Below are 25,615 nucleotides of genomic sequence, written 5' to 3'. Positions count from 1 at the left end.
TTGTTTGTTGTAACTTGCTGGATGCGGCGTAAAACGCCTTATCCGTCCTACGGGTGTCTGCCAGCGCAAATAATCGCGGCTTTCCCCGTCTGTAGGCCCGATAAGCAGGCGCATCGGGCAAATGTGTTAACCCGGTGCGCCTTATTTCATGCCGGATGCGGCGCGAGCGCCTTATCCGGCCTACGGGCTTACTCGGCAGACATCTTATGCTCGGTAACCTGATTAATGGTTTCCGGTCCCTGTTCCGGTTTCGGCAGATCGAGTGACGCGAGCGTGTTGTAAGCCGACTGGCTCACACCGCCCTCGAAGCTCATCTCGCTCGCCCCCGGCAGCTGGTAAGCATTCGCGCCCGGATTCCATTTCTTAAAGAACTCCGAAAGATCCGTCTGGGCGACCCAGGAGGCACACAGCATCAGCGTGTCCGCTGCGTTACCGTTGGATTCAGCACAGTAATTCTTGCCGCCAAACTTGTCATTGCTGACCTCATCGCCGCGTGCTTTACGATGCATCAACTGGAACAGGTTCCAGCCTTTCATCCCTTCACGCTCGCTGTAAAACTCTGGCAGAGGAGTGCCATCTGGATACCATTTCTTGATATCAAAGTTTTTCTCTGCCCATTCCTTCAGCTGTGCGTACATCAGCAGACGGTCACCCGCACCGCCGCGTGCCCATGCCTGGTTGTTGCTCTCCTCCAGATATTCCGGTGCGACGGTAATATCGTCAGCGACACGGTTCATCTTGCCGAGATAACGATCCTGCATGTACAGCGCCAGCACGTTGTTAGCGACTTCAGTTGCACCCGGTACAGTCAACGGCGTTTCTGCGGCGTTATGACCGACTTCATGCCAGATCAGCCAGTCGTTCAGCGGCGTCGTCGGCAGCGTGGTGCTGTTCGGCGAGAAGCTGCTGTTCATTACCGGATAACCCGAATGCGCATCACCGATGGAGATCTGCACATCGTTGGTGAAACGATGTTTGTGGCCCGGCAAGTTTTTATAGGTAAACATCCGGTGCTTACCGTCTTCGCTATCACGGCCGTAGAAGTCATTCATCGAGCTGGCAAAGGTATCCAGATCGTTAGCGAATTGCTCCAGTCCGCCAGTGTAATTGCTGGCATTCAGGTTCTTCTTCGGTGTGGTATAGACGAAAGCGTCTGATTCCAGCTCACCCAGCGGAGCCGGTGAGTTCAGATCGTTTTTCCATGCGCCGTCTTTATAGAACGGTGCTTTTACCACGCCAGTAAAGGTGAAGCTGGCAGATTCATTGGTAGAGCTATTGCCCTTGATATAAATCAGGCCACCGTAAGGCACCTTGAACTTCACCGTACCGCTAGCGTCCAGAGAGTACGTTTTAGTCACTCTTGGCGGACGGTTCAGCGCAACTTCATGCTTCTCACGTCCGGTCAGGTCGTCAGCCAGCGCCACGGTGACGGTCACAGGAACGTTCGCATTGGACTTAATGGTGACCTCTTTCTGAGCCGGTGCCCACAGGCCAGTTGACTGCATGTTACCTGCAAACCATTTGGTCGGATTCGAGTACAGGCTGATGGTTTCAGTAACGTTCTGTCCCTCTTCCGATACTGCTCCCGGATACTTCTCGACATCAACTTTGATGTTCAGATCCCACCAGGAACGGCCCAGCATCAGGCGTGTCAGCGGTTTTTCCATATAGTTGAGCGGGTAGCTCGGGTTCATCATGCCCGCTTTGCTGCTACCGTCACCGTAGATCATGTTGTTATCGACCAGCGATTTTTTCAGATCTGCAGAACACTTGGTGCCGCCTGCATAGGCATCATTGGCGTAGCAGTTCAGGAACTCGGTGAACGTTTTAAAGCCCAGCTCGTCATTTTTGCCTTCTTCATAACGATAGCTCGTATCGTTCCACAGCCAGACCGACATGTTCTGGTACAGACGTTCCAGATCGACGCTGCTCAGACGCTCACCTTTGCGACCATTGGTCCGGAAGTAGAGCTCATGCTGATACAGACGCTGAATGTTGGTGCCTAAATCCGCAGCCTGCACCATCGCTTTTGCAGTGTCGGCGTTAAGGCTTAGTTGCGTATACTGTGGAACATACATGCCACCAGTAACCGGAACCCCCGTGCCAGGACGATATTCCAGGCAGTTGACCTCATAGTGATATGCCGGATTAGTACACTCTTTCAGCCCCGGGAACGCGGCGAAAATTTTCTCCTTCGCAGCCTTCAGAGAATCCTCTGTTTTATGATCGGCCTCATCAATAAAGGCATAACGCGTTTCCTGTTTGCCATCTACATCTTCCAGCCAGCTGGCAACTTCCAGCTTCGGTTTGTCATCAGGTTTGTTTTCTACCTGATATTTCCACTTAACTTCCCCTGTCTTACTATCGATGGTGTACGGCAGCGCACCATCTACGGCAGGATAACGTTCATAGACCCAAATGCCCGTTGCGCGCTGCTGACGAACGCGGTTCGGATACCCTTGCGGATCGTTATTTACTACCGACTTGTTCAGTGCCATCGACAGACCTGCGGCATCCAACAGACGCACAAAACCAGACGCGCTCTCTTCCTTAAGATTGCTCATCACGTTTTCCATGATCAGCACCGATCCACCTTTGTTCAGATAGGCGATCAGATCGGTCACATCCTGCTGAGTCAGCTTCGGTTTGCTGGTATCTGCACGCAGCGGGATTGCATAAGGATCGTTACCCACCTGAGTCACATATTCAAAGCCGTTAAGGATCAGCAGCGGCATTTCCTGCGGATCGAGATCGCCATAGCTACTTAAATGCTCAACAGAGATGCCCGCAAAATCCGGATGGAAGTCGAACGCAGCGCTGTTTCCTGTAACCTGACCATGACGTTTAAAATAGACAGTATCCAGGTTGGTGCCTACGGTCATGCTGGCTTTCGCGTCCGGCTTCCATTTATCGTCGGACAGATAGCGCAGCACGTTCTCCATGAAGTTCTTCATGTCATCCGGGTCGCTGTTGAGCGTACACTGCCCATCTTTATTAACGCCCCCGTTCCAGCTGTAACCGTTCGGGCAACGCAAAATGCTGTTGTAGTGTGGGTTACCGATAACCATCAGTTTGCCCTCACCGACTTGCCCCAGCGAAATAAACGGCAGGTTAAAGGTGGCGGTATCGCGCGTAACGTTTTCCGGCTCAACAAGAGAAGGCGCTTCCGTAATGTACGCCAGCTCGTTTTTATCCCAGGCGCGTTTTTCGCCGAAGGCCAGCCAGTAGTTTTTATCATTACGCGCCATCAGAATCGGGAAGGCCGCGTTGGAGATATTCACCACCGCCTGACCGCGCGCATTACCCGTGCTGCCATAGAAGTTGGTGGAGTCATGGAATACATGGAACTTGCTGACAGATTTGTAGTTCGTATCCACGCCCCACAGCTTGTTGATAACGCCCTGAATCTGGCCGTCATTAACATTGCGCGTCGTCAGCGAGAACCAGCGAGCCTCGTTACAACCATCGGTTTTCGCACAAATCGCGGTATCGATCTCTTTGGCCTGACCCGTATTAAACTGCTCAATAAATTCGTTAGGCAGATTAACGACTTGCTCACCTTCCCCCAGCGTCGCACCGTTGGATAACGAGAGATTGATAATCTCGTTGATCACGTTGGGATATTCGGCAAAGACCTTGCGTACATCGTCCGGAACAACACGGGTATTATTTTGCCCGGTCGTCGAATAGCGATGAATAAGCTGATCAATATTCGCCCCGCGAACTTCATCACCCAGTTCAGTCAGCGCAATGGTCGACTTATTGCCGCGCACTGAACCCAGTTCAAAGGTATCGATACCAAAGGAGATGGTTTCGCCCCAGCTAAAGGAAAATTCACCATTTTCCCCTGTCACGCCACGGCCTGAATTGGTGTAGTAGTTGACGCCAGCAACACCATATCCCTGGCTATCGACCAGTCGACCTTCAGAGAGAATGATTTCAGTGGGTTGATACTGATAAAACTGTTCCGCGTTAGCCGACACGAAGGAAGCGTTCAGATCCGGTTTTGTTCCCGGCGTGGTGACGGGCACGACCGGTGAAGTATGAGTGGATGGCGCTTTATCGGTCGCAGCATTGTTTTCCACCTCTTCATTGACCAGCTTTTTGAACTCTTCCGGTGCCAGATCGATTTGCTTATACAGCGAGTCGAAGCGTTTACTCTCGATCACCGAGGAGAACGTCAGACAAACCTGTTCTGTATTCGCCGGACAGCTGTTACTGGACGTTACCAGCGAAACCGCATTGCTTTTCTTGTCATCGGAGCCCGCCAGTTCTTGCGCGTCCTCAAGGCTAAACGACACTTTTTCAACCGCACGCAAGCTACGCGCAGCTTCTGACTGAGTGTTGAAGGTGGCAATTGTCGTGTTACCCGCCACGCAAGTAACGTCCTCGCCAGGTTTAAATGTAAAGCCATCGCTGGATTCACCATTACAGGTAGCACCAGTTACCCGCTGGCTTCCGCCCAGGGTCAGATAACCCGTTTTCGTAGGAACAGGTTCTGGCTCCGGTTCTGGTGTTGGTTCAGGATCAGGTATCGGTTCTGGCGTAGGCTCTGGGTCCGGCGTTGGCTCAGGCGTCGGCTCCGGGTTTGGTGTTGGATCAGGTTTCACTTCCGGCAAAGACCCTGTTCCAGAATCTACAGGCGGCGTATCGGAGGAAGATCCGGAACCACCGCCATCACAACCGGCTAACAGGGTTGCGCTCAAAATAGCCGCTAAAAGCGATTTCTTATATTTAAATTTCTTATTCATTAATAACGCAAGTGACAAAACAATGTTAAAAAATTCGTAACTGGGAGAAATAGTTTTATGCTTTATCTTCTCTAATAACTTCCTCCATTCTTAAGAAAACGACATCATTGATAGAAAACAGGTGAAATTTATAAGAATAACCCCTATACGATGTCTATCTGGCTATTTTTACGAAATTTCAACAAACAAAAAATTAACAACATTTCACAACGTAACTATATAAATTTGTTGGTAGTTTTAACGATTAAGATTGCAAAAGCAACAGATAGAACGGTGTTTGCTCATCAAGCGAACATAATTAATACAGACTTGTTTTGCGTGATAAAAAAATAGATGTTCTCACGCTCTTAATTATTTAGCAGGTTATCTGAACGCAAAACATTATTGCTGCATGGATAATAAAGCGAGAAATGATTTTCAATTAATAAGACAGAATAATGTAAATGAAGCCGGATGATATTAACGATCATCCGGCTTTATTGATTTACGAGACTAACATCCCGGTAAACACATACGCCTGCAGCAGGGTGATAATGCCGATAACGCTGGCAAAAATCAGACTGTGCTTCACGGTGTAGCGGAACAGTTCAGATTCTCGGCCCACCATGCCCGTCGCGGCGCAGGCCACGGCGATAGATTGCGGGGAGATCATCTTGCCAGTTACGCCGCCGCTGGTGTTTGCTGCCACCAGCAGGGTGTCAGAGACGTTGATTTGCTGCGCCGTGGTCGATTGCAGTGAACCAAACAGGGCGTTAGAGGAGGTGTCCGAGCCGGTAAGGAATACGCCCAGCCAGCCGAGAAACGGTGAGAAGAACGGGAACATCACGCCTGTACCTGCCAGTACCAGCGCCAGCGTGGTGGACATGCCAGAATAGTTGGTGACGAAGGCGAACGCCAGCACCATGCCAATCGACAGTATCGGCCACTTCAAGCTAATTAGCGTTTCGGCAAAGACGCCAATACCTTTCTTGATCCCCACACCGAGGATGAAGATAGAGATAATCGCCGCAATAAAAATAGCGGTGCCGCCAGCCGAGAGGGGGTCGAATTTAAACACCGCATCCATTGGCGTTGGTTGGGCGACAATGGGTGCCGCTTTCAACACTTGTTGATGCAAATGAGGGATCTGGAAATTAATCACCAGTGAATAAAACGCGCCGCCCGGAGCAAATAACGCTTTAAACGGCTTCATGGTCCAGATGGTGACCAGCACCGTTAAGATTAAAAACGGTGACCACGCTCGAATGATTTGCCCCAGACTATATTCTGAAGGCACGGGACCGCCAGAAGATGGCTTATTTACCACCATCGCACCTGCGGATTGTCCCATGCTGATTGCCGTTTCGGTATTTTTCGGCCGCCAGACTTTAAGGAATAAAGCGAGTGAGACGATACTCACCAGCGCCGAAGTAATATCCGGCAGTTCCGGACCAATATAGTTAGAGGTAAAGAACTGAGTGACAGCGAAGCTTCCCCCAGCAACCAGCGCCGCTGGCCACGTCTCTTTCACCCCTTTCCAGCCGTCCATCATTGCTACCAGCCAGAACGGCACAAGAACCGACAGGAACGGTAACTGACGTCCCGCCATTGCGCCAATGTGGAACGGATCGATTCCCGTTACCTGACCGGCGACCAGAATCGGCACGCCCAACGCACCAAACGCCACCGGCGCAGTATTGGCAATCAGACACAGCCCCGCCGCGTATAACGGTTTGAAGCCCAGGCCCACCAGCAGCGCACCGGTAATCGCCACCGGCGCACCAAAGCCAGCCGCTCCTTCCAGCAACGCACCAAAGGAGAAACCAATCAGTAACACCTGCAAACGCTGATCGTCGGTGATGGAGATAACCGAGCTGCGGATAATATCGAACTGCCCGCTGGCAACGGTTAATTTATACAGGAACACCGCCGCGACAATAATCCACGCTATTGGCCATAATCCATAAATAAAGCCATAGCCCGCAGCAGCAAATGCCATATCAATCGGCATTTTAAAGGCGAATATTGCAATCAGGATAGATAATATAAGGGTTATTGCTCCAGCGACATGTCCTTTCAGACGTAATACCGCGAGTGCAACGAAGAAGAATATTATCGGGATCAGGGCGACCAGAGCGGATAGCCCCAGTCCTCCCATCGGCATATACATTTGGGTCCAGGTAACCATATTGTTCAGTCTCTTATTATCTTTATATGCTTGATATACTTAAGGTTGTAATAAGCAAAAGAGGACTGAACTGTAAAATATAGGCGTTATACTTTACAGCAACAGTACGCCGCTAACGCAATTGCTACCTCTGGCATAACAAGTATATCGGGTAAGGGTTTCTGTTCCGCACACGCAGACGCAGAGTATCGTTAAGATGTCCATATTGTTGTTTTAGGCCCGCTAGTAATGCGCTACGGGTATTTAATATTGTTAAACCCTGATAATCGCTCCGGTTATTTCCGGGATAAATGTACTACCGCAGTTACTATCATAGCCCCGACAATAAAACTTGCCGGGGCTTTTTTGACGCTATTAATGACTTTCTTTTTCGCGTAAACGCCAGGCGTGTAATAACGGTTCGGTATAGCCGTTTGGCTGTTTCACGCCGAGGAAGATTAAATCGCTGGCAGCTTTAAAAGCACACGAGTTAGCGAAATTCCCCGCCATCGGACGATAAGCCGGATCGCCAGCGTTTTGCTGATCAACCACTTTCGCCATATTCTCCAGCGACGCCTGCACCTGTTCTTTGGTCAGAATACCGTGACGTAACCAGTTGGCGATATGCTGGCTGGAGATACGCAGCGTTGCGCGGTCTTCCATCAACGCCACATTGTGAATATCCGGCACTTTTGAACAACCAATCCCCTGCTCCACCCAGCGCACCACGTACCCCAGAATCCCCTGCACGTTGTTATCCAGCTCTTGTTGGATCTCTTGCGCCGACCAGTTAGCGTTTTCAGCAACCGGAATAGTCAGCAGATCGTCCAGCAGCGGTTCAAATTCAGCATTGAACTCGGTCTGGGCAATGTTGGCTTGTACGCTCTGTACGTTGGTTTGGTGGTAGTGCAGCGCATGGAGCGTAGCAGCGGTTGGTGACGGAACCCAGGCTGTGTTTGCCCCGGCACGCAGTTGGTCGCCCTTCTGGCTGTACATGTCTGCCATCAGGTCCGGCATTGCCCACATGCCTTTACCAATTTGCGCTTTACCGCGCAGCCCACAGAACAGACCGGAAAGCACGTTATTACGCTCGTAGGCTTTGATCCAAGGCGTCGATTTCATCTGATTTTTACGCAGCATCGGGCCAGCTTCCATCACCGAATGCATTTCATCGCCGGTACGGTCGAGGAAACCGGTATTGATGAACGCCACGCGGTTGCGCGCCTGAGCGATACAGCTACGCAAGTTCAGCGAGGTCCGACGTTCTTCATCCATAATGCCCATTTTCAGGGTATTCGGTGCCATACCGAGCATTGTCTCAATGCGGGTAAACAGTTTGTTGGCGAACGCCACTTCCTGCGGACCGTGCATTTTCGGTTTCACAATATAGACGCTGCCAGTGCGCGAGTTTTTCTGCACTTTTAAATCATAGAGGGCAATCGCGCCAGTCATGACGCCATCAAGAATGCCTTCCGGGATTTCATTGCCTTCGCTGTCCCAAATCACAGGAATGGTCATCAAATGACCCACGTTGCGGATAAACAGCAGCGAGCGTCCGTGCAGAGAAATTTCAGAGCCATCGGCGGCGGTGTAATGACGATCGTCATTCAGTTTACGCACGATTTGCCGACCGTTTTTCTCCATTTTCTCTTGCAGAGTCCCCTGCATCAGGCCCAGCAGGTTGCGGTACAGCAGGATTTTATCTTCCGCATCAACCGCCGCGACCGAATCTTCGCAGTCGAGAATGGTACTGATAGCAGCTTCGACGATAACATCGTTGATGTGCGCCGGATCGTCTTTGCCAATCCGCCCATTGGCATCGATTTGCAGCTCAATATGCAGGCCGTTATTTTTCAGCAAAATGCAGGTCGGCGCAGCGGCATCGCCACGGTAACCGACAAACTGTGCTGGAGTACGTAACGTGGTTTCTTTACCATTTTTCAACTGGATGCGTAATTGTTTATCAACCACCTTAAACGCCACCACATCCTGATAGCTGCCGTTTTCCAGCGGTAGAGATTCATCGAGGAAACGCCGAACCCAGGCGATAACCTGCTCACCGCGTTGCGGATCGTAGCCGCTGACCATCGCCCCTTCCTGCGGGATGATGTCGCTGCCGTATAACGCATCGTACAGTGAGCCCCAGCGAGCGTTCGCCGCGTTCAGCGCGTAGCGGGCGTTCATTGCCGGAACCACCAGCTGCGGCCCCGCCTGGCTGGTGATTTCGCTGTCAATGCCCGTGGTTTCCACCGTCACGCGCTCCGGTTGCGGCACCAGGTAGCCCAGTTCACGCAGGAAAGATTTATAGGCCGCTTTATCTTTTACCGGCCCCGGATTGCTGCGATGCCACTCATCAAGCGCTGCCTGAATGCGATCGCGTTCTGCCAGCAACTGACGATTTTCTGGTGCCAGATCATGAACGATCTCATCAAAATTGCGCCAGAACGCCGCAGCGTCCAGCCCTGTTCCCGGTAAAACTTCTTCATCCACAAAACGTTTAAAATTGGCGTCAATGCGTAAACGGCTCTGGGTTATGGTTTGACTCATTGTTTATCTCCTCGTTTTCGCTTATTTCGCCAACACCGCTGCTGCCGCTTTCGCGACCTGCGCATCCTGTGCTCCGGTTAAACCAGAAACGCCCACGGCACCAATAATTTGCCCATCCACAACAACCGGTACGCCGCCTTCCAGCGACGTTAATAACGGCGCAGTCACGAACGCGGTACGTCCGTTGTTCACCATCTCTTCATAGCCCTTAGTTTCACGACGCCCCAGCGCGGCGGTACGCGCTTTCTCCTGGGAGATATAAGCCGCAATCGGCGCGCAATCGTCCATGCGACTTAACGCCAGCAGATGACCGCCGTCATCGGCAACAGCAATGGAAACAGACCAGTTATTTTTCTGCGCCTCTTCCTGACCTGCGGCAATAATTGCACTCGCCATTTGCTGGCTAAGAATGACTTTAGTTTTCATTTTGTTATTCCTTTTCAAGGGCTTGTTCTACAATTTCAATCCAGTGACGCACAGAGGTACGACCGGCGCTCGCCAGATGCGTCTGGCAACCAATGTTGGCGGTGACGATCATTTCCGGTTTGCCGCTTTCCAGCGCATTCATTTTGTTATCCCGCAGCTGGCGTGCCAGATCGGGATGCGTTAACGCATATGTTCCCGCTGAACCGCAGCACAGATGGCTGTCGGGAACGTCCGTTAAGGTAAATCCAAGACGAAGCAACACTTTTTCCACTTCGCCGTTCAGCTTTTGCGCATGTTGTAGGGTACACGGACAGTGGAAGGCCAGCTTTTTATCGCCGCGAATTGCCAGTTTTTCCAGCGGTTCCTCGCGCAGAAGTTCGACTAAATCGACCGCCAGTTCACTGACCTGACGTGCTTTATCGGCATATAACGCATCGTTTTTCAGCATCTGCCCATACTCTTTGACAAACGCGCCGCAGCCGCTGGCGGTTTGCAAAATTGCCTCGGCACCTGCTTCAATCGCGGGCCACCAGGCATCAATATTATTGCGCGCCCGTGCCAGCCCTTTCTCCTGCGCATTAAGATGATAGTCCACCGCGCCACAACAGCCTGCTTCGTTAGCTGGCATGACGCTGATCCCCAGACGATCCAGCACTCGCGCAGTTGCCGCGTTGGTGTTGGGCGAAAGCGTAGGCTGGGCGCAGCCTTCCAACATTAAAACCCGACGCTTATGGCGCAGCGGCGGACGCGGTTTAGCTTTCACCGTTTCAGCAGGCAGTTTTGCTCTGACCTGTTCCGGTAAAAACGGTCGCAGCACCAGCCCTACCTGCGTCAGCGCACGGAAGACCGCCGGACGCGGCACTACCTGGCGCAATCCTTCGCGCAGTATTCGCTCCGGCAGTGGGCGTTTCACTTTCTGCTCGACAATATCACGCCCGATATCCAGCAAATTGTGATAGCGCACACCAGAAGGACAGGTGGTTTCACAATTACGGCAAGTGAGGCAGCGATCGAGATGCTCCTGTGTTTTAAGCGTGACTTCGTTGCCTTCCAGCACCTGTTTAATCAGATAGATGCGCCCGCGCGGCCCGTCCAGTTCATCGCCCAGAAGCTGATAGGTTGGGCAGGTTGCGGTACAAAATCCGCAGTGAACACAGGCGCGCAGGATGCTGTCGGCTTCCAGCGCGCGCGCGTTCTGCCGCATCTCTTCAGTTAATTGGGTTTGCATAGCCTGCTCCTCAAAGTTCCGCGTACATGCGACCGGGGTTAAACACGCCGCAAGGGTCGAGCTGCTGTTTAAGCTGCTGGTGATAGCGGAATAAAGGAGCCGATAGCGGGGCAAAGCCACCATCTCCGGCACTAAAGCGGGTCGCATGACCGCCAGCGTTGCGGGCGATGCGATGGATTTGATTGTCCTCGGCTGTCGATTTCAGCCAGCGTAACGCCCCGCCCCAGTCGATCAGTTGCTCGCCGGGTAAATCCATCATCGGCGCATCACTGGGTAATGAAATGCGCCATAAGGTACCTGGTAACGAGAAGAACGGCAGTTGTTGTTCACGCAATTGCTGCCAGAACTGACCGGCAACCTCTTCGCCACCCAGCAGTTCACGCGCTGCTTTTACCGATCCTTCGCCGCCCTCAAGGCGGATCCACAACGCATTGTCGAAGTAACATAAGCCACTAATGGGTAATGGCTGGAGTTGCCACTCGGCGATTTCACTCATGGCTTCTTGCAGGCTGATTTCCCGACGCAGGCTCAGGGAGGCGCGCGGTCGCGGTAACACTTTCATTGAGATTTCAGTGAGCACGCCAAGACAACCGTAGCTTCCGACCATTAACCGTGAGAGATCGTATCCGGCAACGTTTTTCATCACTTCGCCACCAAAACGCAGATGTTTTCCAGCGCCGGTAATGATGCGCGTGCCGAGGACAAAATCGCGGACCGAACCGCTCCACGGGCGACGCGGCCCCGCCAGCCCGCAGGCGACCATCCCGCCCCAGGTGGCTTCTTCACCATAATGCGGCGGCTCACAGGGGAGCATTTGCCCCGCGCTTTCCAGCGCCGCTTCAATTGTCACCAGCGGCGTTCCGACACGCGCGGTTATCACCAGCTCGGTCGGGTCGTAATTAACAATGCCGCGATGACAACGAACATCCAGCGTTTGCCCGGTGACAGGGCGACCTAAAAAGGCTTTGCTATTGCTGCCCTGAATCACCAGCGGCGTTTTATCGCTAATCGCCTGATTCACCTGCTCCAGCAGCGCCTGGCTGTAATCACACTCGCGTAGCATCAGAAACGCTCCAGTTCAGGGAAAGGTAAATGACCGTGATGCACATGCATGGCACCAAATTCAGCACAGCGGTGTAGCGTGGGAATGTTTTTCCCAGGGTTCAGCAAACCATCGGGGTCAAACGCCGCCTTGACCGCATGGAAGGTCGTGATTTCATCGCTGTTGAACTGGGCGCACATTTGATTGATTTTTTCTCGCCCGATGCCATGTTCGCCACTGATGCTGCCGCCAACTTCAACGCAGAGTTCGAGGATCTTCCCGCCCAGCTCTTCCGCGCGGGCAAATTCACCGGGTTCGTTGGCATCGAAAAGGATTAACGGGTGCATGTTGCCATCTCCGGCATGAAAGACGTTGGCAACACGTAAATCATATTGCTGCGATAAACGGGCAATGCCTTCCAGTACGCCAGGCAGGGCGCGACGCGGGATGGTGCCATCCATGCAGTAGTAATCCGGGGAGATACGTCCTACCGCCGGGAACGCATTTTTGCGACCGGCCCAGAAACGTACGCGCTCTGCTTCGTCCTGTGCCAGACGGACGTCAGTCGCGCCCGCTTTCAACAAGATGTCGTTAACCCGCTCGCAGTCTTCCTGTACGTCAGACTCCACGCCGTCCAGCTCGCATAACAAAATCGCTTCGGCGTCGACGGGATAACCGGCATGAATAAAATCTTCCGCCGCGCGGATCGACAGGTTATCCATCATCTCCAGCCCGCCGGGGATAATGCCATTGGCGATGATGTCACCAACCGCAAGTCCGGCTTTTTCTACCGAGTCAAAGCTGGCTAACAGAACCCGCGCCACGGGCGGCTTCGGCAGCAGTTTTACCGTCACTTCGGTGGTCACGCCGAGCATACCTTCCGATCCGGTGAACAGCGCCAGCAGGTCAAAACCAGGTGAATCCAGCGCGTCCGATCCAAGCGTCAGTGCCTCGCCGTCCAGCGTTTGCACTTCAATTTTCAGCAGGTTATGTACGGTCAGACCATATTTCAGGCAGTGGACGCCGCCGGCATTTTCAGCCACATTGCCGCCAATGGAACAGGCGATTTGTGAGGAAGGGTCCGGTGCGTAGTAGAGATTATGCGGTGCAACGGCCTGGGAGATCGCCAGGTTACGCACGCCTGGCTGCACGCGCGCGCGGCGACCAACGGGGTTAATGTCGAGGATCTCTTTAAAGCGCGCCATCACCAACAACACACCTTTTTCCAGCGGCAGCGCGCCACCAGAAAGCCCGGTGCCTGCACCACGGGTCACCACCGGTACACGCAGGCGATGGCAGACAGCCAGAATCGCTGTCACCTGTTCCATTTGCTTAGGCAGAACAACCAGTAATGGACGCGTGCGATACGCGCTCAACCCGTCACACTCGTAAGGAATGATCTCCTCATCGGTATGCAGGATCTCAAGTCCAGGGACATGCTCACGCAGTGCCATCAGTACCGATGTGCGGTCGACATCGGGTAAAGCGCCATCAAGACGCTCTTCGTACAAGATGCTCATGAGTAGGCTTCGCTTTGTTGTGTTGTGTGGCAGCTGATTTTTGCGCGCTGCTTCTGTGAACAGTTATTAAGCGGGCTTTTCGTTTTCGTCTATCTCTTTAGCTACCGGTCAGACCATTTTTTTTCCAGCTCTGTGACCTTGTCTTGGTTAACTCAATGTTAAATTGATGTAACATAATCACTTACGTGATGTGCGTGTTTTGCGAGTTAAGAACAGAAAAATTGGTCCTACCTGTGCACGAGGTCCGGGAATGAAAGATGAACGTCGCCCTATTTGCGAAGTGGTTGCAGAGAGTATCGAACGGTTAATTATCGACGGCGTACTGAAGGTCGGTCAGCCGCTTCCCTCGGAACGTCGACTGTGTGAAAAGCTCGGCTTCTCACGCTCCGCACTGCGTGAAGGGCTGACCGTGCTGCGCGGGCGCGGGATTATTGAAACGGCGCAGGGTCGCGATTCTCGTGTCGCACGGCTTAATCGGGTGCAGGACACCAGCCCGCTGATCCATCTGTTCAGTACGCAGCCGCGAACGCTGTACGATCTGCTCGACGTTCGCGCATTACTGGAGGGCGAATCGGCAAGGCTGGCGGCAACGCTGGGAACGCAGGCTGATTTTGTTGTGATAACCCGCTGTTATGAAAAAATGCTCGCCGCCAGTGAGAACAACAAAGAGATTTCGCTGATCGAACATGCGCAGTTGGATCACGCTTTCCATCTCGCCATTTGTCAGGCTTCTCACAATCAGGTGCTGGTGTTTACGCTGCAATCATTGACCGATCTGATGTTTAATTCAGTGTTTGCCAGCGTAAATAATCTCTACCATCGACCACAGCAAAAAAAGCAGATCGATCGCCAGCATGCGCGGATCTACAACGCGGTGTTGCAGCGGCTGCCGCACGTCGCCCAGCGCGCAGCACGCGATCATGTGCGGACCGTGAAAAAGAATCTCCACGATATCGAGCTGGAAGGCCACCATTTGATTCGCTCGGCGGTGCCGCTGGAGATGAACCTGAGTTAGCTGGTATTAAATCTGCTTTTCATACAATCGGTAACGCTTGTACGGCTCCGCCCCAATGCGTTCCAGCATGTTATTCATGCCTGTATTGGTTTCGAGGATCCATGACATCTCCAGCGCATCGATCTTCCGGCGGGCAAACGGATCGCGTAAGGCTTCAATCAATAACAGCGCAATCACCGGGCCGATGCGGCTGAACTGATACTCGTCGCGCACGCCCATCAGCGGTACTCGCGCAGTTCGCACACCGCTGACTTTCAAACGCCACAGCAATTTTGCCCAGCCGAAGGGAAAGAGCGATCCGTTCAGATCGGCAATCGCCTCGTTGATGTTCGGCAAGCCGACAATAAACGCGCAGGGTGCAGAATCAATCTCAGCGATATAGATCATATCGTCCGGCACCAGATATTTAAGTTGATCGCCCATGGTCGCGAATTCATGTTCGGTAAACGGCACAAATCCCCAGTTGTGCTGCCAGCCAGAGTTGAAAATCTCACGCAGGATCTGCATCTCTTCGGCAAACCGCTGACGATTGATGCAGCGAATGGTCACCTTTTTGCGCACCTGATCCATCAGTTTTTTTAGCGCCGGAGAGAAAGTGAGATCGGTTCGCTGCATCCACCACGCCAGTAAATCAATGCCTTTGTGATAACCCAGTTGTTCAATATGCGCGGCATACCACGGTTTGCCGTGTGGCATCATCGCACAGGGTGGTGTGTCAAAACCTTCAATCAGTAATCCGCTTTCCTGATTGATATTCAGGCTGAAAGGACCGCTGATCTTACTTGCACCTTGTGACTTCAACCACGCTTCCGCTGCGCCAAACAACGCGGCAAAAACCTGCGGATCATCAATGGCGTCAATCATGCCGAAATGACCGGTATCTTTGCCGTAACGCTCGCGGTGCAAGGTATCTATTTGCGCGGTAATACGCCCAACTATCTGCCCCGCTTTTTTTGCCACCCACGCCTGCCAGATGATATGGTCCGTCCCCGGATTTTTCGCAGACAAATGCTCGTTGCGTTCAATGAATAAAGGGGGTATCCAGTTTGGATCGTCGGGATAAAGTGATGACGGAAAAGCGATAAATGCCTTAAGGTCATTTTTATTAAGGAAGGTGCGAACAAGTCCCTGATATGAGATCATGTTTGTCATCTGGAGCCATAGAACAGGGTTCATCATGAGTCATCAACTTACCTTCGCCGACAGTGAATTCAGCAGTAAGCGCCGTCAGACCAGAAAAGAGATTTTCTTGTCCCGCATGGAGCAGATTCTGCCATGGCAAAACATGGTGGAAGTCATCGAGCCGTTTTACCCCAAGGCTGGTAATGGCCGGCGACCTTATCCGCTGGAAACCATGCTACGCATTCACTGCATGCAGCATTGGTACAACCTGAGCGATGGCGCGATGGAAGATGCTCTGTACGAAATCGCCTCCATGCGTCTGTTTGCCCGGTTATCCCTGGATAGCGCCTTGCCGGACCGCACCACCATCATGAATTTCCGCCACCTGCTGGAGCAGCATCAACTGGCCCGCCAATTGTTCAAGACCATCAATCGCTGGCTGGCCGAAGCAGGCGTCATGATGACTCAAGGCACCTTGGTCGATGCCACCATCATTGAGGCACCCAGCTCGACCAAGAACAAAGAGCAGCAACGCGATCCGGAGATGCATCAGACCAAGAAAGGCAATCAGTGGCACTTTGGCATGAAGGCCCACATTGGTGTCGATGCCAAGAGTGGCCTGACCCACAGCCTGGTCACCACCGCGGCCAACGAGCATGACCTCAATCAGCTGGGTAATCTGCTGCATGGAGAGGAGCAATTTGTCTCAGCCGATGCCGGCTACCAAGGGGCGCCACAGCGCGAGGAGCTGGCCGAGGTGGATGTGGACTGGCTGATCGCCGAGCGCCCCGGCAAGGTAAGAACCTTGAAACAGCATCCACGCAAGAACAAAACGGCCATCAACATCGAATACATGAAAGCCAGCATCCGGGCCAGGGTGGAGCACCCATTTCGCATCATCAAGCGACAGTTCGGCTTCGTGAAAGCCAGATACAAGGGGTTGCTGAAAAACGATAACCAACTGGCGATGTTATTCACGCTGGCCAACCTGTTTCGGGCGGACCAAATGATACGTCAGTGGGAGAGATCTCACTAAAAACTGGGGATAACGCCTTAAATGGCGAAGAAACGGTCTAAATAGGCTGATTCAAGGCATTTACGGGAGAAAAAATCGGCTCAAACATGAAGAAATGAAATGACTGAGTCAGCCGAGAAGAATTTCCCCGCTTATTCGCACCTTCCCTAAATCAGGTCATACGCTTCGAGATACTTAACGCCAAACACCAGCGAAATGAGCGGCTTGCCGACGATCAACACCGCGAGCGCCACCAGAATACCGATTCCGCCCGCCAGTAAACCGGACTTCACACCTAACAACCACGGTCTGGTGGTGCGCGGATCTAAACGCATCACCTCTGGGTAAAAACTTTTACCCAGCAAACCCGCTGGCGTTCCGGCGGCGTCGAAGAATGTCATGGCGATTTTAAATAACCCGGCGGCAGCGGGTCCTAACACGATCCCCACCAACACTGTGCTGCACGAGTTACGCGCCGACCAGATGGAGTGGGCAATGTTGGTTGACCAGACAAAACTCCACGCGCCTTTAATGTATCGGGCAGACTCAAACAGATTCAATTTGAAGGCGTTATGGATATTTCGGCGGCGTAATTCGCGCGCGGCAAACCACCAGTACATGGTGCCGCCAACCAGATTCGACACGTACCAGGCAATAACAAAACCCGCAAAACCAAAGTCAAAATACCAGGCTACGACGCTCCCCGCTGCGCGCAGAAAAGGTTTCGTCGCCTGCTGTACAGCAATTAAATCGAAGCGATCTACCGCACGCAGAATGCCGGTCGGCGTGGAGGAAGCCATTGAAGGAATGAGCGTGCAATAGAGCGCTGCCAGCCAAAAACTTTGGTCATCCAGACCTAATGAATGGGAAAGGAATGGCAGTAAGGCAATGCCACCGACAATCGCCACCGCGCCGCTGACGATATCCAGCGAGAAGGAAAATGAGACGACATTGCGGAATTGCTGCGGATTATTGTTGGTTAATGCTGGTGTTCCGTACTGAACCACCAGTTGCCATGTCTGAAACTTAATAAAATCGCTGATCGACTTGGCGTACGATTGCACAATCACCAGTACGCCAAACATGGCGGGCGTCATCCCTTTACCGGCACACGAGAGCGCCAACAGACCCAGCAAGGCGCTCACGACATTACTGGAGCCTAACCAGGCGCTATTGCGAATAATGGTGCGAAACGCGCCATCTGCAAACCAATGTTTGATGTTAAAACCCGCCAATTCAGCCTGACCTTATCGTTGATAGTAAAAAGTATCCCGCCAGCCTTAAGTTAAACTTCGGCGGTCAGAAACGATGGCAACCAGAGAAACCGCCTTCTGTGCCTGTTCCAGCACTTCGCTGTAGGGCGCTCTGGAATCAATCTCAAGAATTTTTGTGCCGTTATAGCCAATCTTCGACATGACACCGATTTTGTCCTGCAGCTCGGCATAGTCATGGTCAGGCTTGCGGGAGATGGCAGTCTCAATATCAATGCCCAGGCGAATAATTAATTCCGGGCGATATTGCGCCATTTGTTGGTATAAACGCCGTTCGCGCTGCGCCAGAAACATGCTGATTTTCCCGGTCGCACGTTCGACGCCAATCCCCGGTCCATCATAATAAAAGCCCGAAATTTCAGCCTGCGGGAAGCGATCGCTGACCACCAGAACGCCACTTTGCGCCAGTCGCTGAACCTTGCGTAGATTCGCCATTCTTCGCAGCGAGAAGCAGTACATAATCACCGCCGCCCATAGCGCCGGAGATTTGGTTTTCATGCTTTGGGTTTTCGAGGATTTGGCCGCCAGTCGCCGTTCCAGCCAGACGCCAACCAACGGCAATCGTTTGATTTTGTCGCCGTCTTCGCCGGAGAGCAGCCCCAGATAGCGCCGCTCGGTTTGCCAGTGTTGTTGCAGCGATTTCACCAGGTCGGTGGTCAGTGTGGATTTACCGGTGCCATCACACCCGACCACCGCAATCAGCCCCGGAATGTAGTTGGGCTGCGGCGCGGTTGTACTATTAACAGTTTGAGTTTGTAGTGCATCCATTCGTTAAATCATCCCCTATCCATTTTGGTGATCAGGAAAGCGCGGCGTGAATTGCGCGTAGTGACGCTTGCAGAATTTCATCGGCGGGGTGTCGCCCATCCAGTTCAAGGATCTTTGCGCCATTGAATGTCAGTTGCGGCGTAACGGCGATTTTTTCCTGTAACGCTGCCAGTTGGTGGTCAGGTTTACGCGCAAACGCGGTTTGTTCATCAATGCCAAGACGAATCAACAATACGGGCAAATAAGATGCCATCCATTGGTACAGCTTCAGCTCGCGCTGCCTTAACATTTTTATCCAACCGTTACCGCCCGTGGTTTTTGCCAATTGCGGGCCATCAAAGCGAAACCCCGGCACTTCAACCTGCGGGTAGCGGTCGGTGATGAGCAGAAAGCCTTGCTGGCTTTTACACAACATTTTGCGAAACTTGTACGCCCGCCAGCAGGAAAGCAGATAGATAACCAGTGCAGTAATATTGCCAGGCGGTGTTGAGGGCTTTTCGTGCACATGTGCCGCTTTACTTCGCAGATAACGCCCAAAAGGTGCGCCAATAACAGGGAGCTGTGAAATCCATTCGCCAATTCGCCCGGACGATTGCCCGAGATAAATGTGTTCTGTTGGCATTCTTGCTGCCAGTTCATTTACCAGGCTTGCCGTGAGGGTCGATTTACCTGAACCATCACATCCTACAATGGCAATAACACGCACTGGCGTGGAATTAATTATTGACATATTACGTTGATTCACGAAAAACCCGGCAGTAAATAATGTATTGAATATTACGTGGTCCGTGCTCAGAATATCCGTTCAACCTTATTGTGACAATGGTTAATTGTGACATTGACCTGAATTACGCTTTCATAAAAACATATTAACCAAATAAATATTTTTAATGGATATTTAAATTAAAGGATATATTCATGCAGTCAATAACACCTCCATTAATTGCCGTTATTGGTAGCGATGGTTCAGGCAAGTCAACGGTGTGTGAACATCTTATTACCGTTGTCGAAAAATATGGTGCTGCCGAAAGAGTTCATTTAGGAAAACAGGCCGGAAATGTCGGTCGTGCAGTGACAAAATTACCGTTGATGGGAAAATCCTTACATAAAACAATTGAACGAAATCAGGTGAAAACAGCAAAAAAATTGCCTGGACCAGTTCCGGCGCTGGTAATTACAGCGTTTGTCGCCCGTCGCTTACTGCGCTTTCGTCATATGCTTGCCTGTCGTCGTCGCGGGTTAATTGTTCTAACCGACCGTTATCCTCAGGACCAAATTCCTGGCGCTTACGATGGTACGGTGTTCCCACCTAACGTTGAAGGTGGTCGTTTTGTCTCATGGCTGGCAAGCCAGGAACGTAAAGCGTTTCACTGGATGGCGAGCCATAAGCCTGATCTGGTCATCAAACTCAATGTTGACCTTGAAGTTGCCTGTGCACGTAAACCCGACCATAAACGGGAATCGCTGGCGAGGAAGATTGCCATAACGCCACAGTTAACCTTTGGTGGTGCACAACTGGTTGATATCGATGCCAATCAGCCACTGGAACAGGTGTTGGTTGATGCAGAAAAAGCGATTACGGATTTTATGACCGCGCGTGGTTATCACTAGTCAAAAATGGAAATGCCCGATCGCCAGGACCGGGCATTTTCAGGAAGGTTAAATCAACTGCAATGCTATCCAGTACAGCCCACCAGAAAGAAAAATTGCCGCCGGTAAAGTAAATACCCACGCCATCAGGATGCTGGTTACCGTTTTACGCTGTAACCCACCGCCGTCCACCACCATCGTCCCTGCAACTGCAGACGAGAGGACGTGTGTTGTGGAGACGGGCATCCCAATATAACTGGCAAGACCGATAGACACTGCCGCCGTCATTTGTGCCGCCATGCCTTGCGCATACGTCATGCCGCGCTTACCAATCTTCTCACCGATGGTCATCGCTACACGACGCCAGCCAATCATGGTGCCAATGCCGAGCGCCAGTGCTACCGCCATGATGATCCACACCGGAGCGTACTCAATGGTGCTTAACATATCGCTGCGAAGTTTTTTCAGCAGGTTCTGGTCTTCTTTACTGACGCCTGGCAGTTTCGCTAGCTTCGCGGAGGTATCAGAGATGCACAGCATAATGCGGCGCAGCTGGCTGCGCTGACTCACGCTTAACGGCTCGTAACTTTCCATATTGCCTGGCAGCATCGTTTTAACGCGCGCAATAGCATCAAAGGTATTTGCCGGATGACAGTGAAACTCTGTTACTTGCGTGCCATCAGTCGATGCTGCAGGCAATGGAGGTTCCATCGCAATCAACTTCTGCGGCAGTTCAGGATGCTGTTGCAGGTAGTGTTCGAAGTTGGTAACGGCATCGCGGGTACGGGTAATTTCATAGCCGGACGCATTCATATTGACGACGAAGCCAGCAGGGGCAATCCCCACCAGTACCAGCATTACCAGGCCGATCCCTTTTTGTCCGTCGTTCGCGCCGTGCGAAAACGCCACGCCCGCAGCGGAAACAATCAGCGCAATACGCGTCCAGAATGGCGGTTTACGTTTGCCTTTTTTCTTTTTGCGATCTTCCGGAATGCGGTGAATACGGTCACGCTTTTTCGTCCCGCTCCAGTAGCGTCGCAGCAGGAATATCAGGCCTCCCGCAATGACCAGGCCGACGATAGGGGAAACAATCAGCGAGGAGAAAATTTTGGTCACTTCACGCAGGTTTAACGCATCCATCACCGATGAGCCGGTTAACAGCGCGTTGGTTAAACCGATGCCGATAATCGCACCAATCAAGGTGTGCGAACTGGAGGCCGGTAAACCGAAGAACCACGTTCCCAGGTTCCAGATAATCGCCGCCAGCAGCATGGAAAAGACCATCGCCAGGCCGTGGGTTGACCCCATATTCAGCAACAAATCGGTTGGCAACATATGGACAATGGCATAGGCAACGCTAAGTCCGCCCAATAACACGCCAAAAAAGTTAAAAAATGCCGCCATCACCACAGCAAGTTGTGGTTGCATGGCACGAGTATAAATAACGGCTGCCACCGCATTCGCCGTGTCATGAAAACCATTGATTGCTTCGTAGAACAACACAAATGCCAGAGCAAGCAATAACAAAAGCCCTGTGTATATATCAAGGCCAACAAATAAATTTAGCATATATTAGATTACGCCATTTTGAATTTACGAACGGACGCATTATCAGTGACTTTAACGGCATGGGCAAAGTGAAATATCATTTTTTAACGATAAAAAGAGTGTTATTTCTTGTGTATCAGACAATAAGCATTCATTCAAAACCTTTAGAAATAATCAAAACACAGGTATTCCACTGGTTAATATATTCACATATGAAATGAATAAATATTGGAATATATAAATATTGAATATTTTGATTAATCCCCGTACTGATTATTCTTCATAATCAGTACGGGGTTGCTACAACATGTATTACTTTTTCACCACAATTAACGGTTCAATATCACTCTCTTTTTTGATGACCAGTGATTCATCACCGCGCAAACACGTCCCACCGTAGTTGCCGCCAACGGTGAAGGTACATACCTGAATGTATTTACCGTCCACTTTCGGCAAACACCACAGTTGCTGATAGATGTTTTTCTGCTCGGCAAATTTACCGCTGGTTTTGTCCAGCACCTCTTCATGATGGCTGACGAGGTCGATATTGCTGCCACAGCGACCGGCGATCGGTTTCACTGCGTAACCTGTTTTCACCAGTTCATCATTAACAGTGAAATCGGTATCCAGCAGGTAACGATGGTGCGGGAACAGCGACCAGAGGATCGGCAGAATCGCTTTGTTGCCGGGGATCACCGTCCACAGCGGCTCAAAGACCAGCACTTCCGGGCGCAGCAATACGTCGATAAGACGCACTTCGTTTTGCGGATGACCGGTACGGATTGGCACCGCAGCAAACTCACGGTCGCTAACTTCACGAATCTGATCAAACGCGGTTTCCCACGCCCAGGTTTTCCACACGCAGTTAACCAGTCGCCCTTCCCCATCAATCAGTTGCCCGGCAGCATCCCAGCCCAGTTCATCCAATCCACGCAAGATACGCGTTTCAAAGCCCGCCTGGTGCAGCGCCTGCTCCATAAACTGCGCGTGATAGTTTTCCTCGATATCTTTGTCCTGCATGATATGGACAAACGGACGTGCACGACTGTGTTTCCAGGCACCAGCCAATTCGTTAATCAGCCCTTCCGCCGGATTGAAGCCGTTGCCTTTATAGCCCTGCTCCGCCCAACGTTCGAGGATCAAGCCCGCTTCGGTATGACAGGAGGCGGAGTCGGCGTTGTACTCGTAAACCTTCAGGCCACGCTCATCCATGCAGAAATCCATACGACCAGTGATCATATGGTGACGGCGACGCTGCCAGGAGAGACGCAAACGTGGCCAGAGGATTTTCGGGATGTCGAACAGCGCCAGCAGGTTGTCATCTTTCAGCACCTTGTCGGTTGCGTGAAGATACATCAGGTGCAGCTCGTTGGTGGCTTTAATTAGCTCCTGCTCGGCACTCTCGGTAATGGTGTAGTAATGATAAGGATCCTGATTGATCACCTGACCGTTGGCCTGTACATAGGCGTTTTGCAGCGGATCTTTTTCATCCAGCCATTTACCGTCAAACTGGCCTTTGTTTTCCAGGCGCGCTCCGCTGATTTTCAGCAGCTCGCCTGCAATTTCCGGCTGCGGTAAGCTGTATTCAGTATCTTCCGTCTGGATCATCCAGCCCAGAATGGTGGTGTCATCAAAAGTGTCTTTCAGGGTATAGCAGCCGTTTTCGACCACCATCTCCAGCTCGCGCGTCCACTGTTGCCCTTGCGGCAACGGGGAATGAATCACGTTCTGTTCCGCAATACGGACTTTGTTGCCATGCAATTGGGTAATGATGGCGACATGGCCAGTGTCTTTAAATTCACCGCCTTTATCCCAGATAAGAAGCGCACCCGCGACCGGCGCACGCGGCGAGCCGTTAGGAAATGCCTGCAATGGCAGGATGTTGTCATTAACCACTTCTCGCAGGAAGCGCAGCGAGAAAATCTCCCACGCCATACCCACGTCAGTAAAGACCACACCGTAATTCAGAAAGAGAAAACGGCGAGCAAATTCAACGCATTGCCACTTGTGGCCCATATATTCGTCGTCGATATAGCTACGGAATACGGCGTCATCTTCGTATTCCTGCGGATCGAGAGAACTGTAATCTGAAGAGTAGATTGCTACCCCACCTGGGGCGTAGCCCAATAATGTCCCGAACGGGGCATCCTGGCTGGTCGTTCCTTTGCTCATCACTTTACCTTTAACAATACAACCTAAGCAGTTGGCGTAATTGTTGTGCTCTGATTACCTGCTCAGCGACATTAACCGGACAGAGGTCAGACTAATCATACACCTCATCGCAGCGGCTGGCGCAAAGGGTTAAAAAATTCACATTCTGTACAGCAAGTGACCTGCTACACTGCTTCAACACTACCACTCAGAAGGCAACTCACTATGACAGACAATACTTATCAGCCCGCGAAAGTCTGGACGTGGGATAAATCCGCTGGCGGCGCGTTCGCCAATATCAATCGCCCGGTTTCTGGTCCGACGCATGAAAAAACGCTGCCCGTTGGCAAACACCCATTGCAACTTTATTCGCTGGGAACGCCGAACGGTCAGAAAGTAACGATTATGCTTGAGGAGCTGCTGGCGCTGGGCGTTACTGGTGCAGAGTACGACGCCTGGCTGATTCGTATTGGCGATGGCGATCAATTCTCCAGCGGCTTTGTCGAAGTGAACCCAAACTCGAAGATCCCGGCGCTGCGCGATCATACGCATAATCCGCCGATCCGCGTGTTTGAATCTGGTTCGATCCTGCTTTATCTGGCGGAGAAATTTGGCTACTTCCTGCCGCAGAATTTGGCAAAGCGTACTGAAACGATGAACTGGCTGTTCTGGTTACAGGGCGCGGCACCGTTCCTCGGCGGTGGTTTTGGTCACTTTTACCATTACGCACCGGTAAAGATTGAGTACGCCATCAACCGCTTTACCATGGAAGCCAAACGTCTGCTCGACGTGCTGGATAAGCAACTGGCGCAGCATAAGTTTGTTGCGGGCGATGAGTACACCATTGCGGATATGGCGATTTGGCCGTGGTTTGGCAACGTGGTGTTAGGTGGTGTGTATGATGCCGCTGAGTTTCTTGATGCGGGCAGTTATAAGCATGTACAACGCTGGGCGAAAGAAGTAGGCGAACGTCCGGCGGTGAAACGTGGGCGTATTGTTAACCGCACCAACGGACCGCTGAATGAGCAGTTGCATGAGCGCCATGACGCCAGTGATTTCGAGACGAATACGGAAGATAAGCGTCAGGGGTAAGGGTTGGTGTTCGTCGCAGCAAGCCATCCAGGCCGGATAAGGCGTTCACGCCGCATCCGGCAATCGTGCACAATGCCTGATGCGACGCTGCCGCGTCTTATCAGGCCTACGAAAGCTAATCATCACGCGCTGGTAATGTCGTAATCCATTTGGCGCAGTGCGTCTAATGTGGCTTTGGCTTCATCTTCGTCGATGATGCTCATGGCAAATCCGACGTGTACCAGCACCCACTGGCCCAGTAGATCGGCAGGGTTACCTTCACAAATCAGGGCGATATTCACATCGCGCTTGATACCACATACTTCAACCTGCGCAAGCTGGTGAATATCTTCACCGACAGCCAGCACCTGGCCTGGAACGCCAATACACATTATTAACTCCGG

Annotated in this window: 17 protein-coding genes and 1 pseudogene; 4 read left to right on the top strand and 14 right to left on the bottom strand. The window is 51.9% G+C overall.

Annotated features, from left to right (window positions below; all coding sequences use genetic code 11):
* Positions 1-188 precede the first annotated feature (188 nt).
* From sslE to glcD, 7 genes are all read right to left on the bottom strand, one after another.
* Positions 189-4,751: a lipoprotein metalloprotease SslE gene (sslE, locus tag KXD89_RS03710; protein ID WP_001034469.1), complete on the bottom strand. Its 4,563-nt coding sequence runs from the start codon at positions 4,749-4,751 to the stop codon at positions 189-191.
* Positions 4,752-5,235: 484 nt separating this feature from the next.
* Positions 5,236-6,918: a glycolate permease GlcA gene (gene glcA, locus KXD89_RS03705; protein ID WP_000259302.1), complete on the bottom strand. Its 1,683-nt coding sequence runs from the start codon at positions 6,916-6,918 to the stop codon at positions 5,236-5,238.
* A 354-nt stretch (positions 6,919-7,272) separates the two neighbouring features.
* A complete protein-coding gene (gene glcB / locus KXD89_RS03700; RefSeq protein ID WP_000084131.1) occupies positions 7,273-9,444 on the bottom strand; it encodes a malate synthase G in 2,172 nt (723 codons plus the stop codon).
* Positions 9,445-9,465: 21 nt separating this feature from the next.
* Positions 9,466-9,870: a GlcG family protein gene (locus KXD89_RS03695; protein WP_000853256.1), complete on the bottom strand. Its 405-nt coding sequence runs from the start codon at positions 9,868-9,870 to the stop codon at positions 9,466-9,468.
* A 4-nt stretch (positions 9,871-9,874) separates the two neighbouring features.
* The gene (gene glcF / locus KXD89_RS03690; RefSeq protein WP_001194661.1) at positions 9,875-11,098 is read right to left on the bottom strand and encodes a glycolate oxidase subunit GlcF; all 1,224 of its coding nucleotides are present in this window, start codon (positions 11,096-11,098) and stop codon (positions 9,875-9,877) included.
* Positions 11,099-11,108: 10 nt separating this feature from the next.
* The gene (gene glcE / locus KXD89_RS03685) at positions 11,109-12,161 is read right to left on the bottom strand and encodes a glycolate oxidase subunit GlcE (protein WP_000943100.1); all 1,053 of its coding nucleotides are present in this window, start codon (positions 12,159-12,161) and stop codon (positions 11,109-11,111) included.
* Positions 12,161-13,660, bottom strand: a complete 1,500-nt coding sequence (gene glcD / locus KXD89_RS03680) for a glycolate oxidase subunit GlcD (RefSeq protein ID WP_000026117.1) — start codon at positions 13,658-13,660, stop codon at positions 12,161-12,163. The genes glcE and glcD overlap by 1 nt, the downstream gene beginning before the upstream one ends.
* Before the next feature lie 250 nt (positions 13,661-13,910).
* Between glcD and glcC the strand changes: the two genes are divergently transcribed.
* On the top strand, positions 13,911-14,675 hold the full coding sequence (gene glcC / locus KXD89_RS03675; protein WP_001297764.1) for a transcriptional regulator GlcC: 765 nt from the start codon (positions 13,911-13,913) through the stop codon (positions 14,673-14,675).
* Positions 14,676-14,681: 6 nt separating this feature from the next.
* Here the strand turns inward: glcC and yghO are convergent, their stop codons facing one another.
* Positions 14,682-15,818 (bottom strand): protein YghO, encoded by a 1,137-nt coding sequence (gene yghO / locus KXD89_RS03670; protein ID WP_000626849.1) that lies wholly within the window; start codon positions 15,816-15,818, stop codon positions 14,682-14,684.
* 34 nt (positions 15,819-15,852) lie between these two features.
* Between yghO and KXD89_RS03665 the strand changes: the two genes are divergently transcribed.
* Positions 15,853-16,833: an IS5-like element IS5 family transposase gene (locus KXD89_RS03665; protein ID WP_000019403.1), complete on the top strand. Its 981-nt coding sequence runs from the start codon at positions 15,853-15,855 to the stop codon at positions 16,831-16,833.
* Between the two features lie 149 nt (positions 16,834-16,982).
* Here KXD89_RS03665 and KXD89_RS03660 read toward each other — a convergent pair.
* The 3 genes and pseudogenes from KXD89_RS03660 to KXD89_RS03650 all read right to left on the bottom strand — a co-directional run.
* Positions 16,983-18,047: pseudogene (locus KXD89_RS03660) on the bottom strand (lipopolysaccharide biosynthesis protein); the annotation flags it as partial.
* 45 nt (positions 18,048-18,092) lie between these two features.
* Positions 18,093-18,851, bottom strand: coding sequence for an ATP-binding protein (locus KXD89_RS03655; protein WP_000339531.1), 759 nt, complete (start codon positions 18,849-18,851; stop codon positions 18,093-18,095).
* Between the two features lie 31 nt (positions 18,852-18,882).
* Positions 18,883-19,596, bottom strand: a complete 714-nt coding sequence (locus tag KXD89_RS03650; protein ID WP_001076243.1) for a dTMP kinase — start codon at positions 19,594-19,596, stop codon at positions 18,883-18,885.
* 173 nt (positions 19,597-19,769) lie between these two features.
* Between KXD89_RS03650 and KXD89_RS03645 the strand changes: the two genes are divergently transcribed.
* On the top strand, positions 19,770-20,462 hold the full coding sequence (locus tag KXD89_RS03645; RefSeq protein WP_001190781.1) for a dTMP kinase: 693 nt from the start codon (positions 19,770-19,772) through the stop codon (positions 20,460-20,462).
* A 48-nt stretch (positions 20,463-20,510) separates the two neighbouring features.
* On the opposite strand, the gene pitB is transcribed toward KXD89_RS03645, so the two are convergent.
* Together pitB and gss are read right to left on the bottom strand one after the other, a co-directional pair.
* Positions 20,511-22,010 carry an inorganic phosphate transporter PitB gene (pitB, locus tag KXD89_RS03640; protein WP_000933250.1) on the bottom strand — a complete coding sequence of 500 codons (1,500 nt, stop codon included), beginning with the start codon at positions 22,008-22,010 and terminating at the stop codon, positions 20,511-20,513.
* A gap of 291 nt (positions 22,011-22,301) precedes the next feature.
* Entirely contained in the window at positions 22,302-24,161 is a 1,860-nt protein-coding gene (gene gss / locus KXD89_RS03635) for a bifunctional glutathionylspermidine amidase/synthase (protein WP_001297309.1), read from the bottom strand.
* A gap of 204 nt (positions 24,162-24,365) precedes the next feature.
* Between gss and yghU the strand changes: the two genes are divergently transcribed.
* Positions 24,366-25,232: a glutathione-dependent disulfide-bond oxidoreductase gene (gene yghU / locus KXD89_RS03630; protein ID WP_072647370.1), complete on the top strand. Its 867-nt coding sequence runs from the start codon at positions 24,366-24,368 to the stop codon at positions 25,230-25,232.
* A gap of 122 nt (positions 25,233-25,354) precedes the next feature.
* On the opposite strand, the gene hybG is transcribed toward yghU, so the two are convergent.
* A complete protein-coding gene (gene hybG, locus KXD89_RS03625) occupies positions 25,355-25,603 on the bottom strand; it encodes a hydrogenase maturation factor HybG (RefSeq protein ID WP_000334896.1) in 249 nt (82 codons plus the stop codon).
* Positions 25,604-25,615: the final 12 nt, after the last annotated feature.

The sequence above is a fragment of the Escherichia sp. TC-EC600-tetX4 genome (genome assembly GCF_019356055.1).
GTDB lineage: Bacteria > Pseudomonadota > Gammaproteobacteria > Enterobacterales > Enterobacteriaceae.
This window is presented reverse-complemented; position numbering and strand designations above follow the sequence as displayed.